Origin of the sequence: Lysinibacillus sp. FSL P2-0066 (genome assembly GCF_037969495.1) — a bacterium.
Classification (GTDB): Bacteria; Bacillota; Bacilli; order Bacillales_A; family Planococcaceae; genus Lysinibacillus; species Lysinibacillus boronitolerans.
Map to the genome: position 1 here is coordinate 3,078,335 of NZ_CP150202.1, position 18,100 is coordinate 3,096,434.

General features: G+C 39.0%; 18 protein-coding genes and 1 other annotated feature. Of the genes, 1 reads left to right on the forward strand and 17 read right to left on the reverse strand.

Annotation, left to right across the window (positions count from 1 at the left end):
- Position 1 precedes the first annotated feature (1 nt).
- From minC to MKZ14_RS15450, 11 genes are all read right to left on the reverse strand, one after another.
- A complete protein-coding gene (minC, locus tag MKZ14_RS15400) occupies positions 2 to 670 on the reverse strand; it encodes a septum site-determining protein MinC (protein WP_036075798.1) in 669 nt (222 codons plus the stop codon).
- 27 nt (positions 671 to 697) lie between these two features.
- The gene (mreD, locus tag MKZ14_RS15405) at positions 698 to 1,222 is read right to left on the reverse strand and encodes a rod shape-determining protein MreD (RefSeq protein ID WP_004226656.1); all 525 of its coding nucleotides are present in this window, start codon (positions 1,220 to 1,222) and stop codon (positions 698 to 700) included.
- Complete coding sequence (gene mreC / locus MKZ14_RS15410) at positions 1,222 to 2,136, reverse strand: rod shape-determining protein MreC (RefSeq protein WP_258859794.1); 915 nt, start codon at positions 2,134 to 2,136, stop codon at positions 1,222 to 1,224. The genes mreD and mreC overlap by 1 nt, the downstream gene beginning before the upstream one ends.
- Positions 2,137 to 2,149: 13 nt before the next feature.
- Entirely contained in the window at positions 2,150 to 3,169 is a 1,020-nt protein-coding gene (locus MKZ14_RS15415) for a rod shape-determining protein (protein ID WP_004226654.1), read from the reverse strand.
- A gap of 581 nt (positions 3,170 to 3,750) precedes the next feature.
- Positions 3,751 to 4,422 (reverse strand): DNA repair protein RadC, encoded by a 672-nt coding sequence (gene radC / locus MKZ14_RS15420; RefSeq protein WP_176408531.1) that lies wholly within the window; start codon positions 4,420 to 4,422, stop codon positions 3,751 to 3,753.
- Between the two features lie 33 nt (positions 4,423 to 4,455).
- Positions 4,456 to 5,049 carry a Maf family protein gene (locus tag MKZ14_RS15425; RefSeq protein ID WP_036075793.1) on the reverse strand — a complete coding sequence of 198 codons (594 nt, stop codon included), beginning with the start codon at positions 5,047 to 5,049 and terminating at the stop codon, positions 4,456 to 4,458.
- A 98-nt stretch (positions 5,050 to 5,147) separates the two neighbouring features.
- A complete protein-coding gene (locus tag MKZ14_RS15430) occupies positions 5,148 to 5,792 on the reverse strand; it encodes a hypothetical protein (RefSeq protein WP_333004857.1) in 645 nt (214 codons plus the stop codon).
- A 166-nt stretch (positions 5,793 to 5,958) separates the two neighbouring features.
- Positions 5,959 to 7,209: a folylpolyglutamate synthase/dihydrofolate synthase family protein gene (locus MKZ14_RS15435; protein ID WP_333004859.1), complete on the reverse strand. Its 1,251-nt coding sequence runs from the start codon at positions 7,207 to 7,209 to the stop codon at positions 5,959 to 5,961.
- Complete coding sequence (locus MKZ14_RS15440; protein WP_333004889.1) at positions 7,206 to 8,486, reverse strand: folylpolyglutamate synthase/dihydrofolate synthase family protein; 1,281 nt, start codon at positions 8,484 to 8,486, stop codon at positions 7,206 to 7,208. Before MKZ14_RS15440 ends, MKZ14_RS15435 begins: the two co-directional genes overlap by 4 nt.
- Before the next feature lie 134 nt (positions 8,487 to 8,620).
- A complete protein-coding gene (locus MKZ14_RS15445; protein ID WP_016991882.1) occupies positions 8,621 to 9,019 on the reverse strand; it encodes a hypothetical protein in 399 nt (132 codons plus the stop codon).
- Positions 9,020 to 9,284: 265 nt separating this feature from the next.
- Entirely contained in the window at positions 9,285 to 11,924 is a 2,640-nt protein-coding gene (locus MKZ14_RS15450) for a valine--tRNA ligase (RefSeq protein WP_333004861.1), read from the reverse strand.
- An 80-nt stretch (positions 11,925 to 12,004) separates the two neighbouring features.
- Positions 12,005 to 12,263: a binding site (T-box leader), on the reverse strand.
- A 102-nt stretch (positions 12,264 to 12,365) separates the two neighbouring features.
- Between MKZ14_RS15450 and MKZ14_RS15455 the strand changes: the two genes are divergently transcribed.
- Positions 12,366 to 12,560, forward strand: a complete 195-nt coding sequence (locus MKZ14_RS15455; protein WP_081977448.1) for a hypothetical protein — start codon at positions 12,366 to 12,368, stop codon at positions 12,558 to 12,560.
- Here the strand turns inward: MKZ14_RS15455 and MKZ14_RS15460 are convergent.
- The 6 genes from MKZ14_RS15460 to hemC all read right to left on the reverse strand — a co-directional run bounded on the left by MKZ14_RS15460 (position 12,537) and on the right by hemC (position 18,086).
- On the reverse strand, positions 12,537 to 13,301 hold the full coding sequence (locus MKZ14_RS15460; RefSeq protein ID WP_258859791.1) for a valyl-tRNA synthetase: 765 nt from the start codon (positions 13,299 to 13,301) through the stop codon (positions 12,537 to 12,539). The two genes, MKZ14_RS15455 and MKZ14_RS15460, sit on opposite strands and share 24 nt — an antisense overlap.
- Before the next feature lie 80 nt (positions 13,302 to 13,381).
- Positions 13,382 to 13,828: an SRPBCC family protein gene (locus MKZ14_RS15465; RefSeq protein ID WP_333004862.1), complete on the reverse strand. Its 447-nt coding sequence runs from the start codon at positions 13,826 to 13,828 to the stop codon at positions 13,382 to 13,384.
- A gap of 304 nt (positions 13,829 to 14,132) precedes the next feature.
- On the reverse strand, positions 14,133 to 15,425 hold the full coding sequence (gene hemL / locus MKZ14_RS15470) for a glutamate-1-semialdehyde 2,1-aminomutase (RefSeq protein ID WP_333004863.1): 1,293 nt from the start codon (positions 15,423 to 15,425) through the stop codon (positions 14,133 to 14,135).
- Positions 15,426 to 16,406 (reverse strand): porphobilinogen synthase, encoded by a 981-nt coding sequence (hemB, locus tag MKZ14_RS15475; protein ID WP_016991877.1) that lies wholly within the window; start codon positions 16,404 to 16,406, stop codon positions 15,426 to 15,428. It abuts the gene before it with no gap.
- Positions 16,403 to 17,164: a uroporphyrinogen-III synthase gene (locus MKZ14_RS15480; protein ID WP_333004864.1), complete on the reverse strand. Its 762-nt coding sequence runs from the start codon at positions 17,162 to 17,164 to the stop codon at positions 16,403 to 16,405. The genes hemB and MKZ14_RS15480 overlap by 4 nt, the downstream gene beginning before the upstream one ends.
- Positions 17,154 to 18,086 (reverse strand): hydroxymethylbilane synthase, encoded by a 933-nt coding sequence (gene hemC / locus MKZ14_RS15485; RefSeq protein ID WP_016991875.1) that lies wholly within the window; start codon positions 18,084 to 18,086, stop codon positions 17,154 to 17,156. The genes MKZ14_RS15480 and hemC overlap by 11 nt, the downstream gene beginning before the upstream one ends.
- Positions 18,087 to 18,100 lie beyond the last annotated feature (14 nt).

The following is an 18,100-nucleotide window of genomic DNA, read 5'->3' on the forward strand; positions in this document are numbered from 1 at the left end:
ACTAGCTTCCTCCCTTAGACACATTTAACAATGGTCGAATATTTTTTAAGGCATGAATTTGATCGTACGTAATGCGTCCATCGTAGCCAATAAATGCACAAGTCATTTCTACTTGATTTATCGCTTTTACATGTTCATCTGACATTACCTGAACTTGATCGGCAATCATGATATGCGTAGCTTCAAATCGAGATGCTGCAATGATTGCTTCTTTATTGCCTTGCACACCCGCATGTGCAATCCCTTTAAGTCTACCTAGGACATATACATTACCTCCAGCCTCAACACGACCGTTTGGATTCACATTTCCTATGATGGTAATGTCTCCTGATGAACGCAGAATTTGTCCTGATCTGACCACTCCTATATATGTATCTTGTTGGCTTTCAAACATCTTCTGGTTGCTTTCGTGGACAGTCAGTACTTCACTTTGCACCTTCGATACAATAAGCTGCTCTGTTTCTTCAATAATTTTTATAAGTTCATTTAATTGTTCTTCAGTACAGTATCGATAGCCTAAGTATAATTGTACATCAACTTTACCATCGATACCGCCCTCTAAAACCTTATTCTTTAATTCTTCCACTAGTTCACCATACGCACATTGGTCGTCTAGGCGTAGTACAAAACCGTCCTTCGTTCCCTTCATATTAACTAACTGTTTTTTCATGAATGCCTCACCTCACGTTGTTCTTTGTTAAGAAACCTCACGTGCTCTCTGTAAGACACGCGCATTAATTAGATACTTGAAGGCCCAACCAAGAATCATTAAAAATAAAGCATTCGCAATGATTGTTGGGAGTAGTCGTGAACGTAAGAAATCCGCTAAAGGAATTGCTGTAAAATCGATTAGGAAAAAGAATTGATAGAGAATAAATTCTAAAATCGCTACTAGTACAACTGAAATTGTAGTTGTTACAACTAAGTGCTGATGTATAACTTTCACGATAGACCCTGCCAAAAAACATATAAGTGGATAAAGTACGGAATATAATCCAATAATATCAATGTAAAACACATCATACAAGACACCAAAAAAAAGTCCATACATTACCGCTCGTTGACGGCTGTAATAGATGGATATAAAAATTAGGTATAAGATTAAAAAACGCGGTACCAAAAAATAGACTTCCCCTTTAATTTCAATCGGGGAAAGCATAGCAAATTCTGGTTCTAACAGGAATAGTAAAACCGCCACAGAGGGAATGAGAAATCGAACCATCACTCCGCCTCCTCTTTACTCGCCTCTTGCGGATTCGATAAATCCTCATTCGTTGCGTTGCCATCTGAGCCATCAATAACTGTTGATGTGCGCTTAGCAATCACAACATGTTCTAAAATTGAAAAATCAGCTGATGGTTTGACATAAGCCATTTTTGTTAAGCCATAATCATCTGTACTAACCTCTGTAATTTCTCCGATTGGGACACCTTTAGGGAAAATACCACCTAGCCCTGAAGAAACTACTAGCTCGCCTTCTTTCACCTTCAAGCTAGAATCGATTCGCTTCATAATGAGATCATTACGTTCTTCATCAAAGCCCTCGATTAAACCGTATGCTTCTTTTTCTCCTAGCACCATCGCAGATACACGATAGTTTGGATTATTTGTATTTAAAAGCTCTACCTCAGATGTGAAAGGTGTTACTAGTGTAATTTTTCCCACTAACCCTTTCGCCGTCATAACTGCCATATTTTTTTGGACACCATGAGAAGATCCTTTATCTAAAATAATTTTCTCTTCCCACTGATCAGGATTTCTAGCAATCACTGTTGCATGAATTGGATTAAATGCCTTCAAGCTCTCGGTTTTATCCAATAGCTCTCGAAGCTTGTTATTTTCTGATTTTAAATCCGTTGCTTCAGCTTGTACAACTGCAAAATCTTCTAAGCGTGCTTTTAAACGTTTATTTTCTTCGTACGTGTTTAAGAGGGAGTCAATACTATTAAAAATACCATTAATATAATTCGCCGGCTTCGCAACAATGGATTGCGCGACGCCGACCGTATCTTTAATAATTTGCTCTGGTAAAGTTGCATTCGTCCGATCACGTAATGAGAAGCTAATCAATGCCACAAGAAAAACCATGCCTACGAGCAGCAAAATTACTTTCTTATTGAAAAAAAAGTGTGGCATTGCCTAAACCTCCTTACCCTTTAACTTGTTGTTGACGAATTAAGTCGATATGATCTAATGCCTTACCTGTACCAATTGCAACACAGTCTAAAGGATCTTCTGCGATGAATACTGGCATATTTGTCTCTTGGCTGATTACTTTGTCTAAGTTTGTTAACAGTGCACCACCACCAGTTAATACAATACCGCGCTCCATTACGTCAGCAGATAATTCTGGAGGTGTTTGTTCTAATGTTTTACGAACACCGTCAATAATAGAGGCAACCGCTTCACGCAATGATTCAGAAATTTCCTGTGAAGAGATTTCGATTGTTTTCGGTAGACCTGTTAACAGGTCACGTCCTCTAATATCCATTCGTGCTTCTGGTCCTTCTGCCAATGCTGTACCGATTTCCATTTTTACGGCTTCCGCTGTACGTTCACCAATTGTTAAATTATACGTTTTACGAATATACGAGATGATGGATTGATCCATCGCATCCCCACCAACACGTACAGATTCACTTGTTACAATACCACCTAAAGAAATAACGGCTACTTCTGTTGTACCACCACCGATATCAACAACCATTGAACCAGTAGGATCCCACACTGGAAGATTTGAACCGATTGCTGCTGCAAATGGCTCTTCGATTGTGAATGCCTCTTTTGCACCTGCTTGTCGTGCTGCATCAATAACAGCACGCTGTTCAACGGATGTAATGCCATAAGGCACACAAATCATCACATTCGGCTTTTTCCAATTGCCTCCCGAGTTTTTACATGCTTCTTTTAAATAATACTCGATCATTGCTGTTGTAATATCGAAGTCAGCAATAACCCCATCTTTCATTGGACGAATCGCTACGATTGAGCCAGGTGTACGACCAATCATATTTTTCGCATCATTACCAACGGCAACGATATCCCCTGTTTTTGTATTTTTTGCTACAACTGAAGGTTCACGTAATACGATTCCCTTTCCTTTAATAAACACTAATGTATTCGCTGTGCCGAGGTCAATCCCGACATCTTTGCTTCCTAGTCCAAACAAATTGTGTACTCCCTTTCTATATAAGCCATACTTTCGTTGACATCCAATATATTTGACGACAATGTATAGGAAATTGAATTGTGTAAATACACAATTGACTCCTTTCAAAGTCCATAACATCTGTCAAAGTTTTTTCATCTTCATCAGTTGGTGGTTTACACCCTTGAAAAAACTACACACTCATTCACCTCACCACCAATTTCGATGGGAGTCCTCCCTGAAATAAAGATAAAATTCATACCGTTCATTATAACGGAAAAACGCAAGAATTTGTAGTATCACATACTTCATCTCACAGAAAAGATACTATTTTAATTCCCTCTTAAACTAAAAATAGTACGTATAGATTAGCATATAATTTTTATTCTCATAAGACAATGTGTATCAGGCTACCAATTTTTGTGAAGATAATTGCTTTTCTATGAATACATTAACGTTATGTAAGAAAAAAGGTTCTCCAATATACCACAAAAAAATACAAAATTTTTATGACTGATTGTAAATAAGGTCATTATAGCAATAAAATCTTCAATACAACAAAATGAATTCATCATAAAAAACTCTGCATATTGTATGCAGAGTTAAAAATATCCTTTTTCCTTTAAACTAATATATTGATGATCGCCGATAATAACGTGATCAATTAACTCTATCCCTATAATATAGCCTGCTTCAACAATTCGCTTTGTTACTTCAATGTCCTCTGTGCTTGGTGTTGGTACCCCACTTGGATGGTTGTGGGCACATATAATGGAAGCGGCAGACCTTTTGACAGCTTCTCGATAAATTTCCCTTGGATGAACGATGGAGGCGTTTAAACTGCCAATAAAAATCGTCTGCTTATGAATAATTTGGTTTTTAATATTCAAAAAAAGCACAACAAAATGCTCCTGATTAAGCGAAGTCATATCAGGCATTAAGTAAGTTGCTGCATCTTGAGGAGAACGTATTGTGAATTTCTCATCATTATGTTTTTGAGCCAGTCTTCTACCAAGTTCAATGGCAGCTATTAATTGAATGGCTTTCACCTCACCGATTCCTTTAATAGCCACCATTTCTTCGATGGTTGCGTGCTTCAAATGATGGAGTCGTTCAAAAACATTTAATACCCTGTTTGCAAGAACAAGCACAGATTCTTCCTTTGTACCTGTCCTCAATAAAATAGCGAGTAGCTCTTGATTGGATAAACTTTCAGCCCCTTGTCGTAATAGCCGTTCACGGGGGCGATCCTCTATATTGACATCACGTATCATCAAAGTTGGTAAAGCGTCTTCCAGCAAAAATATTCACTCCTTCGCAAATTGGACTATCTGTAGATCCACCAATTGCGAAAACAAAGCTGCAAGTGGTAGACCTACAACATTGTTATAATCTCCTTCAATTCGTTTAACTAATAGTGTGCCAATCGTTTGAATGCCATAACCACCCGCTTTATCAAAAGGATCTCCTGAATCTACATAAGCTTCGATTAATTCCTGCGATAGGCGGTGGAAAACAACTGTGGTTTCTTCCACAAAGGTCGTTTCCTTTCCATTCGGTTCGATTATGGCGACGGCTGTCATCACACTATGTTTGTTATTTGACAAACGTAATAAGTGAGAAATAGCTTCCTCACGCGTCTTTGGTTTATGTAGTAGCTCTTGATTGTAAACAACAATCGTATCTGCACCAATAATCGTGGCATTAGCTGCTTTTTTGGCTACATCACGCGTCTTCAATAAAGCTACTTCTTTTACATAATCCTGCATTGTATTAGCTTGTACACTTGTTTCTTCCACTTCACTTGTCAAGACTTCAAAGGGAAGCGCTAGCATGCTTAGCAATTCCTTGCGCCTAGGGGAAGCAGAAGCAAGGACAAGCTTATGATTTGTTTTCAACATTATCTGATCATTCCTCCTTATCCTTATGATACAGAAGAATGGACAATTTGAAAATTTTCAAAAAAACAAGATAATGATGATTTCGCTATTATTTGACGTTAAAATTTCACCTGAAGACACGTATTTTTAGATTGATAATGTGCAAAAACATGCAGACGAATGATGTTGATATCGTTGGAAATAGTAGAGGCCGCTGCTCCAATGGACTGCCAATCCTCTGGTAGTGTTGAGTCCTTGCCATTTTCCTTAAAATTTAATTTTGCTGCATTTTTATCTGCTAAAGCAGTTGGGATTTCTGCAAGGGTCGGCTCTTTACAGCTTTCACCACTGATGCTAAATGCCTTTTTAAAGGTAGCAGGGTCCTGTAAAAATTGGAGCTGACTTTCCTCCGTCACCATGCTTGTCCAAACATAAAACTTGTCATCAACTTGAACAATCGCGCTCTCTTTTAAGGCAGGATACTCAGCAACAAATGAACTAGCGCTCTCATAGTTTGAATACACGCCAGCCTGGCTAGCATAAAACATTGATGCATTAGATGTATTGGTTGTCTCACCGGCAGTTGGAATCGTTTCTGTTTGTGATTGATTATTTGCCACTTCACTGCCATTTTTCTTTAATGGTAACTGTGTACTGGCTTGTAAAACGCCCAAAAAAATGGCTACACCTAATAGACCAACAAATCCACCAATAATCATTGCTCGAAATATTTGTTTTTTCATCACATGACTTACAATTTTCATTCAACTATCACCTCATCCTTCCACCTATCTATGCACTAGTAACGTTGCCAACCTCATATGGTATAAGTATATGTAGATTCCGAAGGGTAAATGCGAATTTATTATTTTTTGATAAAGGCTCCTTTATAAAAAAAACTAGGACTCACTATCAAGAGTCCTAGTCGTTTCATTGTTTTAATCTATTACGAACCTCTGTTAATAAATATAACGAGCCTGATACAATGGTTCTTTGCTGTCTATATGATTGTGCCTGTATAAAGGATGCATAGTCAACCAAGGTTGTTTTCGATGCTGCATGAGAAAGTTTGACCATTTGATGGGCTGGCATTGCTCGTGAATTAGCAAAATCAACGAAGTAAAAATCATCACTCACCTGCTCTAAAAGCCTGAGAATCTGCTGAACATCTTTATCTGCTAGTATGCCAATGACAAATGTTATCTGCTCATTTGGATATTCACACTGGATCGTTTCTACTAATTTTTCGGCACTTGCAGGATTATGTGCACCATCCAAAATAACGAAAGGCATTATTTCTTCAAAGCGTCCCAAAATAGAGGCCTTTTGCACAGCTTGACGAATAGCTGTTTTATCCATAGACACGCCTAATACTGACGCCACTTCGAAAAAGGCTGTAATGGCGAGTGCCATATTGTTCCCCTGATGTGCTCCCTTCATAGAACGAGTTAGGTTCGCAATTTGGAACTGCTGTACGTCATTCGTATAGCTTTCTCCATCAGTTGTCGGCTTTATGGCAAAATGCTTACCTAATGCAAATAGCGTGGCTTTTTTTTGATTGGCTACTTCATCCACAACACGCATCGCCTCATCTGGCAAATCACCAATAATAACTGGACGTTGTTGCTTAATAATACCTGCTTTATGGTGAGCAATGCTTTCAAGCGTATTCCCTAAAAACTTTGTGTGTTCTAAAGCAATACTTGGGATAACAGAGACAATGGGTGTTACCACATTTGTGCTATCCAATAAGCCACCCATTCCCGCTTCAATCAGTGCTATATCCACCCTGCCATTCACAAAATGTAAAAATGCCGCCACCGTCAGCAATTCAAAATCGGTTAGTTTACTACTAAGCCCAGCCTCATGCATCTGTTGAAAAACTCGATCCATTTCAGCTTCTTTAATAGGTTGACCAGCTATTTGAATTTGGTCATGAACATCTACGATACAGGGTGACATAAATTTGCCCACACGTAAGCCATGTTCTTGTGCAATAGCCTCTAGAAACGTTAACGTAGAGCCTTTGCCATTTGTGCCTGCTAAGTGGACGACATGCAAAGTTTGTTCAGGATTACCCACTAATGATAAAGCCTCTTCAATCGCTGTAAGACCTGGTTTAATTACATCATCACTTTTAACCTGCCATTTCTCTTTATAATGATCAAAGTTTGGGATCATTGTCCTTCCTCCTGTAGCCACTGTCGAGCTTGTGCTATAAAGTATAAAGAGCCTGTTATGACAATAATATCCTCTTTATGGCGTCCTTGTAATATAGTTTGAAGGCTTTTTAGCCACTCTGTATGATATGTTTTATTGGCATGTGTCGACAACTTCGCTAAGCTTTCAGCAGGCATTGCATTCGGTAGGTCTATTTGTGTAAAAGTGATCGAGGTGGCAACAGCATCCATTAGTTCTATACTGTTGGCATGATCCTTGTCTGCTAATGCCGCATAAATAAAGTGATAATTGTTTCTTGGATAGACGTTTTTTAGTGTTTGGATAAGAGCAGCTGTACCCTCGGAATTATGAGCACCATCTAGCACAATTTGATTCGGCCATTGCTCGAAGCGACCTGCCCATTGCGCACACTGTAGACCCTGACAAATAGAATCATCAGCAATGGCAATTGCCCCCTGTTCACGTAATGTTAGCATGGCTGTGATGGCCAAACTTGCATTATTTATTTGATGTTGACCAGCCATTTTTAATGGTACATCCCTCATCAAGACATGAGCCTTTTCATATGTAAAGTGCTGATAGTCAGTGCTCTGCCAACTATTTGTCACCGTGAAGCCTTGTCCTAAAACAAAGCATGATGCATGTCGTTCCTCTGCAGTAGCTTTAATGACAGCCAATGCCTCCTCATTTTGAACGCCTACAACAACTGGGATGCCTTCTTTGATGATACCAGCTTTTTCAGTGGCAACCTTTGCGAAGGTGTCACCTAAAAAGGCTGTATGCTCTAGCGAAATCGTTGTAATAATAGATAAAAGCGGCCTTACGACGTTTGTCGCATCCAAACGTCCTCCAAGCCCTGTCTCAATAAGTGCTATATCTACTCCTTCATGTGCAAAATATTGAAACATAATCAATGTAACTACCTCAAAAAAGCTTGGAAAATCGCCATTGTAGTGCTCTTCTATAATTTTCGCAAGTTTATTGAAATAGTAGAGAAATTGCTCATCTGAAATTTGGCGGCCGTTAATGGTCATACGTTCATTGACTCGCTCTAAATGCGGAGACGTAAATGCCCCTACTGTGTAGTCTGCATGTTGTAGCATTTCTCTTAATGCGTTCACCGTAGAGCCTTTACCGTTTGAACCTGCTACATGGATTACTCTTAGCTTGTTGTGAGGCTCATCTAAATGTCCTAGTACTTCACGCATAAGGACAAGTGGTGCACGTTTATGATCAACTGCTTTTAATGTAAAAATAAATTTTGTACATTCGTTCATTGTGTGAAACAAAATAAACACTCCCTCTTACTGCAATATCTTTATTTTAGTACAAGTAACGTTTAATAACATAGCAAAATGGTAAAATACAAAAAACACGCAGCTAGCGACTGCGTGTTCATATTAATATTATATTAGTGTACCTTGTGAGCACCTAATAAAGCACCCATATTGTTTAAAATAGTTTTTGCATCACTATTTAATAACGGATGTACATCTGGACGTTGCACTAATTCAAAAGCGTTTTTTAACGTTCTTTTTAGCATAGATATATCAAAGTCTGAGCAATACTCATTAATTTTTTGGATTGTTAATAAATCAGTCCTTGATAATTTAATGCTATCCTGCTGAGGATTACTATTTGCTAATATGTGCTTAATAAGGACACGGCCACTTGTATTCAATAAACGATAATACTTTGCTTCGGATAATTTTAAGAGATTCGTTTCGATCAATACTCTCGCGCTTACAAAGTCTAGTTCATCACATGCTTTGTTGACTTTTGTAATAATGGTTGCAATATTTCCTGACATTCCCAACACCCCCATTGGCTCTTATTTTTTTAATGAAAAAGACTGTCTATCTAAAAAAACCGTCCATTCTCCCAAGCTTTTTTCACGGCTAAATAATACGGAATTAGGTTTTGTTTCCTACCAAATCAACCCTGCACGACATCTATTAGTCTGATTTATTTTAAATAATACTATATATTTTTTCCTAATACAATGCATATCTTTAGATCTATAAAAAAAAAAGCAATGGATGACTTTTTCGTCATCCACTGCTTCAACTTTACATTTATTTCAATTCTTCTAAACGTTTTAACACAACTGCATGCTTGCTTTCATAATCTGCTAATTTCTCACGTTCTGCGTTAACTAACGCTTCCGGCGCTTTCGATACAAACTTTTCATTCGATAACTTACCTGTAACAAGCTTCACTTCTTTTGCCCATTTCTCTAATTCTTTTTCAAGGCGAGCAATTTCTTCCTCTAGATTGATCAGTCCAACAAGAGGTAGGAAAACCTGTGCTCCTGTCACAACAGCCGTCATTGATTGTCCTGGAGCCTCTAAACCTTCACCAATTGTTAAAGTATCAGGATTACAGAATTTTTCTAAATATGCTTGATTCTCTTCAAGTACAGCTGCTGTTGCTGCATCTTTCGCTGAAATAAACAACGGTACTTTTTTGCTCATTGGGGTATTTACTTCCGCACGAATATTACGTACTGAACGTATAATATCCATTAGGAGCTTCATATTATCTGCTTCATCAGCAAAATGAAGATCTTTACGTACTGTTGGCCATGCTGCCACTGTAATAGATTCACCTTCATGTGGTAAATGCTGCCAAATTTCTTCTGTAATGAAAGGCATAAATGGATGTAATAGACGCATTGTTTGATCTAGTACGTAAGCTAAAATAGAGCGAGTTGTCTTTTTAGCTGCTTCATCCTCACCGTAAAGAGGTAATTTTGCCATTTCAATATACCAAGAACAGAAATCATCCCAAATGAAATTGTATAATTCACGGCCAACTTCACCGAATTCATAACGCTCTGCAAGAGAGGTAACGCGTTCAATCGTTTCATTTAAGCGCGTTAAAATCCATTTGTCAGCTACTGATTTTTCACCAGTTAAATCGATCTCATCATATGTCATACCATCCATATTCATAAGCGCAAAACGTGATGCATTCCAAATCTTATTGGCAAAGTTCCATACTGCTTCAACTTTTTCAGTTGTATAGCGTAAATCTTGACCAGGTGATGAACCAGTAGCTAAGAAGTAGCGTAATGAATCTGCACCGTATTGTTCAATGACATCCATTGGATCAACACCATTGCCAAGTGATTTACTCATTTTACGCCCTTCACCATCACGTACTAAACCATGAATTAGCACATCTTTAAATGGACGTTGATCTGTAAACTCAAGACCTTGGAAAATCATTCGAGAAACCCAGAAGAAAATAATATCATAGCCTGTTACTAATGTATTTGTTGGATAATAACGTTTATATTCTTCATTTGCTTCATCTGGCCAACCCATAGTAGAAAACGGCCATAGTGCTGAAGAGAACCATGTATCTAGTACATCTTCATCTTGCGTCCAGTTTTCTGCATCTGCTGGGGCTTCTTTACCTACGTATATTTCGCCTGTTTCATTATGGTACCAGGCTGGGATTTGATGGCCCCACCATAATTGACGAGAAATACACCAATCGCGTATATTCTCCATCCAGCGGGAATATGTGTTTTCAAAACGAGCAGGAACAAAGTTTACTTTCCCTTCTTCGTCCTTTTGCAGCTCTAGGGAAGCATCAGCAAGTGGTTGCATTTTAACGAACCATTGTGCTGAAAGATATGGCTCAACAACAGCACCAGAACGTTCAGAGTGTCCTACTGAATGCATATGCTCTTCAATGCGAATTAACACACCTGCTTCTTGTAAATCAGCAACAATTTGCTTGCGGCATTCGAAGCGATCCATTCCTTTATATTTGCCAGCAAGATCATTCATTGTGCCGTCTTCATTCATTACTAGAATGCGCTCTAGATTATGACGATTACCAACTTCAAAGTCGTTCGGATCATGGGCTGGTGTCATTTTTACAACCCCAGTACCAAATTCCATATCAACGTACTCATCAGCAACAATTGGAATTTCACGACCTACAATCGGTAAAATAACGTTTTTACCAATTAAGTGCTGATAACGCTCATCGTTCGGGTGAACAGCTACCCCAGAGTCACCAAGCATTGTTTCGGGACGTGTTGTAGCAACTTCTACATAGCCAGAGCCATCAGCTAATGGATATTTCATATGATAGAAGGCACCTTGCACATCCTGATAAATTACCTCGATATCAGATAATGCTGTTTTTGCTGCTGGGTCCCAGTTGATAATACGTTCACCACGATAAATTAAACCTTTTTCATATAACTGAACAAAAACTGTTTTTACCGCATCTGAAAGACCTTTATCTAGCGTGAAACGTTCACGCGTATAGTCTAATCCAAGACCAAGCTTTGCCCATTGATCACGAATATGTCCAGCATACTCTTCTTTCCATTCCCATGTTTTTTCAAGGAATTTTTCACGTCCTAAATCATAACGTGTAATATTATCCTCACGCAGCTTTGCTTCTACTTTTGCCTGTGTTGCAATACCTGCATGATCCATACCTGGCAACCAAAGGGCATCATAGCCTTGCATGCGTTTCATACGGATGAGGATATCTTGTAATGTTGTATCCCAAGCATGGCCAAGGTGTAGTTTACCTGTTACGTTCGGTGGTGGAATAACGATTGAATAGGGCTTTTTCCCACTTTCAGGCTGCGCCTCGAAAAACTTCCCTTGTAACCACCATTCATAGCGACCAGCTTCAATGGACTGTGGGTCATACTTAGTTGGCATTGAAATGTTTTCTGTCATATTGACTCCTCCTATTGTTTGAAAACTGTAGGTAAAGAAATGCTGTTCATTTTTTACCCAATAAAAAAACTCCTCTCGTCTAAAAGGACGAAGGAGTTTTAGTTCGCGGTACCACCTTTAATTCCAGCAGTGGTTAAGATAAATGTTCAATGACATATTTTCTCAGCCTACCCTACTGGCTCTCAATTCGGTAACGGTGTTTAACCGGCTTTAACTACTATTAGTTCACTAAAGCTGCTCAAGGGCTACCTTCAATTCCGTACAAATAGAAACTTCACAGCTACCGTTTCTTCTCTGAAAATGTAGACAAAATTTACTCTTCCCTATCATAGCATCTGTATTTGATTTTCCTAATTGTACCGCAGGATCGTGTCATTTTTCAAGTGATTTAGTCATCTTTTAGTAAGAGGAAAGTAAATAGAAAAGGAAGTGACAATTCAAATGCGACGACGCAAGTATAACCCTTGGCTTTTACCACCTTGGCTACGGCAAGTTCGTTTTTATTGTAGAACCATTATCGTGCCGATTTGTGCTTTTCAGTTTATCCGTGTCATTATTGTGCCAACATCAGGTGATTTAATCTTCTTATTACTTCTGCTACTTCTCTGCTATTTACTTTTGAAAGATATCATTTGAAACACGAACTTTAAGCGGTGTATATTCTTCTGTTAGATCCCAAATCATAGAAGGCACTTCATGCCAAGTACTGGATTCACGTACAACAATATGGCTTGAGGATTCTCTTAATACAGCTTTTTGGTCAACTGTTGTAGAATTCTCTTGGCGTGAAGCTGCTGCTACTGCGGCAGGTTGTTTCACTTGAACACTTTCTTCGATTACGGCCATTGTTTCCTCTTGTTCGAAAGCATGTGTTGATAGGTGCGGATTGTCTAACACAACTTTTTCATCAACAGGTTCATATTCATTAAAAACACTTGTAACGGTCCACTCAAGCTGACACATCTGATTTGTTAGACTAGGGCGAATATCCTTGACCATTAAATCTTTGACATCGGATTCTTTTGGTAAATCCACATGTAAAGGTACAGCATACTCAAAATAACCAGTATCTCCTTGGATGTCTAGAGCATCAATTGTAATTAAATCTTCATTTTCTGCAAATGCTTGCATATCTTGAAAATCAAAGCGAACGTGTGCGGTGATATGATAGATGCCCATAAGTCGCAAAGAATCTTCTAATTGCATTGCCTGCCACTGTGGCTTAATTTGTACAGCTGCTATTTCAGTTGGGCAGCCATATCCAGGAAAACAAAATGCTTCGCGCATATTCCAAGTTTTGTGTTCGATAATAATCCCTCCCTTTGCATCATATGACGATTTAAAGGAGAGTATGCTAGGGTGTTGCCATTTGAACACATTTAAAAATAGATACTACTAAAAAACTGGCATGCTAGAAGCAATATTCTAGCATGCCAGTTTCATGAATGTTCATATCTTTAAACATTTACTAATTTAATTTTATTCGCTACACGATCTGTTAGCATTTGCGTTGCTTTTGGTACAATCGGTTTAAAAATAGGATTTAAAACAGGGCCAGCTAACCCGCCCGCAACGACTTCTAAGAATCCTGTCATTTTTGTATTTTCAGGATCAATACTTTCTGCGAGGAAATAGCCATTTCCTGTGAAGTTATCAGAAAGCCCCTTTAATTCGAATGTAACTTTTGATGGTGCTAACCATTCTAAGATTGTAATTTCTACTTCAACTGTTTTTTTCAAAACGCCAACATTGCCTTTAAAAGTCCAAGTGGAGTGTTTTTCATCAATCATTTCATGTGCATTATAACCTGGGACAAGCTTTGCCCATTTTTCCATATCACTAACGAAATCCCATACATCCTCAATCCCTACAGGAACTTCGACCGTGTGTGTGCCTGTTGCCATATCAATTCACTACTTTCTTTTATGAATAGCTATATTATAAACGATATCGCCCACAATTTGGCTATGCTGAAAGATGTAATTTTGACAAAAGCAGGTCCTTCATCCAGTATAGAAGATCTTGTTTACTAGTAAATATATGCTATTCTCTCTTTTTGTCCTTACATTTCTCTAGCACTATAATGCTTTCTGCTTGATCCATTAAAAAAGTACAACGGTAGAAAAAGCAAGTTTGACGGGCGAAGGGCTTTGTTTTTCAAAAATATGAGAGCATGCTAGAAATAATTCTAGCATGCTCTATCAAATTTTATTTGGCTAATTGCGCAAATACTTTATGGAATGCAGCCACTGTTTTCGCAATATGCTCTTCCGTATGGGCTGTTGAGATGAATAGTCCTTCAAATTGAGAAGGAGGTAAGAAAATACCTTCCTCTGCCATTAGACGGAAGTATTCAGCGAATAATTGTAAATCAGATGTTTTAGCAGAAGCAAAATCAATGACATTTTCATTTGTAAAGAAGAAGCCAATCATAGAGCCTGCACGATTGACAGTGTGCGGGATATTATATTTTGTTGCTGCTTCACGGAAACCAGCCTCAAGCTGATCTCCTAATTTTTTAAAGTAATCATACGTACCATGGTCTAAACGTGATAACGTTTCATAACCGGCTGTCATCGCTAATGGATTCCCCGATAATGTTCCTGCTTGATAAATTGGTCCAGCAGGAGCTACTTGCTCCATAATTTCTTTTTTCCCAGCGAACGCACCTACAGGGAGACCCCCTCCGATTACTTTACCTAAAGTAGTCATATCTGGTGTTATCCCAAAATACCCTTGTGCACAGCCATAATCTACGCGGAAACCTGTCATAACTTCGTCAAAGATTAATAATGCACCGTGCTCTGAAGTAAGCGCACGTAAGCCTTCTAGGAAACCGGGCTGTGGTGGAACAACCCCCATATTTCCTGCGACTGGCTCCACAATAACTGCAGCTAACTCTGCGCCAAATTTCTCGAAAATCACTTTTGCCCCTTCTAAATCATTATAGGCAACTGTCAACGTATTACGTGCGATATCTGCAGGCACACCAGGGCTATCAGGAAGGCCTAATGTGGCAACACCAGAACCGGCTTTAATTAATAAGGAGTCACCGTGACCATGATAAGACCCTTCAAACTTTAAAATCTTATCACGCCCTGTAACACCACGTGCTACACGTAATGCAGACATAGTAGCCTCTGTTCCTGAAGAAACAAAGCGGATCATTTCCATTCCTGGTAGACGGTCTAATACTAATTGGGCTAAGCGATTTTCTGTATAGCTTGGAGCACCGAACGAAGAACCCTTCGCAGCTGTATCTGCAATTGCTTTCACTACCTCTGGATGTGTATGTCCTAAAATTAGCGGACCCCAAGACAATACATAATCAATATATTCATTGCCATCAATGTCTTTAATGATTGCCCCATGACCAGATTCCATGAAAATCGGGTCCATATTTACTGATTTGAATGCACGTACTGGGCTACTTACACCCCCCGGCATTAATTGAACAGCTTCAGCATAGGCTTGTTTTGATTTTTCGTAAGAACGTGTCATTTATTTCTCCTCCAACCAACGTGCAACATCTTTTGCATGATACGTAATGATTAAATCAGAGCCTGCACGTTTCATACCTAATAATGTTTCAAGCACAACTTTTTTCTCTTCAATCCAACCATTTATAGCAGCCGCTTTAATCATTGCATATTCACCTGACACATTATACGCAACAAGCGGTAATGGGTAGTTATTTTTCATGTCTCGAATAATATCTAAATAGCTAAGAGCAGGTTTGACAATTAAGAAATCTGCGCCCTCTTCAATATCTGACTCTGCCTCACGGAATGCCTCTAGACGGTTTGCAGGATCCATTTGGTAGGATTTACGATCACCAAATTGTGGAGCGCCATCTGCAGCGTCACGGAAAGGTCCATAGTAACTGGATGCATATTTGACTGCATAGGACATAATCGGAATATGTTCAAAACCAGCTTCGTCTAGACCAGCACGAATTGCCGTTACAAAGCCGTCCATCATATTAGAAGGAGCAATAATATCAGCGCCAGCTTTTGCTTGTGATATCGCCGTGCGGGCTAAAACATCTAATGAAGGATCATTCAAAATTTGATCGCCCTCAATTAAGCCACAATGTCCATGATCCGTAAATTCACATAAGCATGTATCCGCGATGACTAATAACTCAGGATGACGTGTTTTAATGAGTCGAGTCGCTTCCTGCACAATACCATGATCATGAAATGCACCTGTTCCAACCGCATCCTTTTCAGCTGGCAAGCCAAATAAAATAACCGCAGGAATACCTAAAGCTACAACCTCATCCACCTCTGCCTCTAGATTATCCAATGAAAATTGAAAAACGCCAGGCATTGACTGTACTTCATTTTTAATATTTTCGCCTTCTATTACAAAAATAGGATAGATCAGGTCCTCTTTATGTAAGTATGTTTCTTTTACCATTGATCGCATCGTTGCATTGGCACGCAAACGACGATGTCTTTGAAATTGTAGTTTTGTCATGATTTGTCCCCTACTTTCATAATTTCTTCGATGACTGCTTGCATTGTATAAACACTTGGCATAATATCCACAGTAGCACCGTATTGTTCAAGAGCCGCTTCCGTAATATGGCCGATGGCTGCAATGCGAGCTGCATGCCAGCCGATATGTGGCACAACATCCCTTGCATACACGTCAACTGCTGAAGGACTAGCAAAAATCACTGTGACATTTTGATGTTGCTGGATGCAATTGACAATAACAGGTGTTTGATCATGTCGTTCTATTGTTTCATAGACTGTCCATTCTTTTAACTTAAAAGGCAGTCCATCCTTCAGCGTACTTTTCGCCTTTTCGCCTCGAATAAACAGACATCTCGGATGATTACCCGCTACGTTTGGAAATTCTTTAACGAAAATATCAGCACTAAATACGGAAGGCATAAAGCTTACTTGAAATCCTAAATTTTCTAATGCTGTCGTTGTTTTTGTGCCAATGGAAGCTATTTTTCCTTGGAAATGATCCGCATTCAATTGATGTCGAAGCATTTTACTAGCAAAAGCTTCGACAGCATTTTGACTAGTAAAAATCAACCAATCATATTGCTTCGCGTGATTCAATAGTTCAGCATCCTTACTATCTAATCGTTCGCAAGTTTCAATTAATGGGGCTATGATGGCATGTCCACCTAAAGATGTTATGTTTTCGACAATGGTTGTTGTCTTAGATGTGCCTGTTAAAAGTATGGTTTTACCCTTTAGAGGTAAATTACTTGGCATCTTGCTCTGCCTTTACACGCTGAATTAAATCGAAAGCACCTTGTTCTGTTAAAATTGCAGCTAGCTCTTCTCCAATTTTTTGTGCATCTGTGCCAACTACTGTTTCCTTATATACAACAGATGCGTCTGGAGCAGCAACAAGGCCTGTTAATGTAATTTCTTCCCCATTTGAAGTAGCATACCCTGCGATTGGTACTTGACAACCACCATCCATTGCTGCCAAAAATGCACGTTCTGCATGTGCTTCTTGCCATGTAAATGAATCAGTCAGCTTACCTAATTCGGCTAAAAGCTCCGCATCATCGGCACGACATTCGATGCCTAGAGAGCCTTGTGCTACAGCTGGCAGACAATGTTCTACAGGTAAAAATTCAGTGACTACATCATCACTCCAACCAAGGCGTTTCAAACCAGCTGCAGCTAAAATAATAGCATCGTATTCTTCTGTTTCAAGCTTCGCTAAACGTGTGTCAACATTTCCACGAATCCATTTAATTTCGATGTCAGGACGTACTGTTAAAAGCTGTGCACTACGACGTAAAGAACTTGTGCCAACGACTGCTCCTGCAGGAAGGTCAGCAAATTTAACATGCCCTTTCGAAATAAATGCGTCACGCGCATCTTCACGTGGTGGAATACAACCAATCACTAGCCCATCTGGCAATACAGCAGGCATATCTTTCATAGAATGAACAGCAAAGTCAATTTCTTTATCGTAAAGGGCTTGTTCAATTTCTTTCACAAACAACCCTTTCCCACCTACTTTTGAAAGCTGAACATCTAAAATTTGGTCACCTTTGGTTACAATCTCTTTTACTTCAAATTCGAATGGTACACCAGCCGCTTTTAATTCATTAATAAACCAATTTGTTTGCGTTAGCGCTAGCTTACTTCTCCTAGAACCTACAATAATTTTTCTCAACAGTCTCCAACCTT

What these genes read in the sequence shown, in the direction of transcription:
- radC (WP_176408531.1), bottom strand. Translation starts at nt 4,422, where the DNA reads ATGATACGTGATGTCAATATAGAGGATCGCCCCCGTGAACGGCTATTA.
- minC (WP_036075798.1), bottom strand. Translation starts at nt 670, where the DNA reads ATGAAAAAACAGTTAGTTAATATGAAGGGAACGAAGGACGGTTTTGTA.
- MKZ14_RS15445 (WP_016991882.1), bottom strand. Translation starts at nt 9,019, where the DNA reads ATGTCAGGAAATATTGCAACCATTATTACAAAAGTCAACAAAGCATGT.
- MKZ14_RS15425 (WP_036075793.1), bottom strand. Translation starts at nt 5,049, where the DNA reads ATGTTGAAAACAAATCATAAGCTTGTCCTTGCTTCTGCTTCCCCTAGG.
- MKZ14_RS15435 (WP_333004859.1), bottom strand. Translation starts at nt 7,209, where the DNA reads ATGATCCCAAACTTTGATCATTATAAAGAGAAATGGCAGGTTAAAAGT.
- MKZ14_RS15480 (WP_333004864.1), bottom strand. Translation starts at nt 17,164, where the DNA reads ATGCCAAGTAATTTACCTCTAAAGGGTAAAACCATACTTTTAACAGGC.
- hemL (WP_333004863.1), bottom strand. Translation starts at nt 15,425, where the DNA reads ATGACACGTTCTTACGAAAAATCAAAACAAGCCTATGCTGAAGCTGTT.
- MKZ14_RS15450 (WP_333004861.1), bottom strand. Translation starts at nt 11,924, where the DNA reads ATGACAGAAAACATTTCAATGCCAACTAAGTATGACCCACAGTCCATT.
- mreD (WP_004226656.1), bottom strand. Translation starts at nt 1,222, where the DNA reads ATGGTTCGATTTCTCATTCCCTCTGTGGCGGTTTTACTATTCCTGTTA.
- MKZ14_RS15455 (WP_081977448.1), top strand. Translation starts at nt 12,366, where the DNA reads ATGCGACGACGCAAGTATAACCCTTGGCTTTTACCACCTTGGCTACGG.
- hemB (WP_016991877.1), bottom strand. Translation starts at nt 16,406, where the DNA reads ATGACAAAACTACAATTTCAAAGACATCGTCGTTTGCGTGCCAATGCA.
- MKZ14_RS15440 (WP_333004889.1), bottom strand. Translation starts at nt 8,486, where the DNA reads ATGAACGAATGTACAAAATTTATTTTTACATTAAAAGCAGTTGATCAT.
- MKZ14_RS15465 (WP_333004862.1), bottom strand. Translation starts at nt 13,828, where the DNA reads ATGGCAACAGGCACACACACGGTCGAAGTTCCTGTAGGGATTGAGGAT.
- mreC (WP_258859794.1), bottom strand. Translation starts at nt 2,136, where the DNA reads ATGCCACACTTTTTTTTCAATAAGAAAGTAATTTTGCTGCTCGTAGGC.
- MKZ14_RS15430 (WP_333004857.1), bottom strand. Translation starts at nt 5,792, where the DNA reads ATGAAAATTGTAAGTCATGTGATGAAAAAACAAATATTTCGAGCAATG.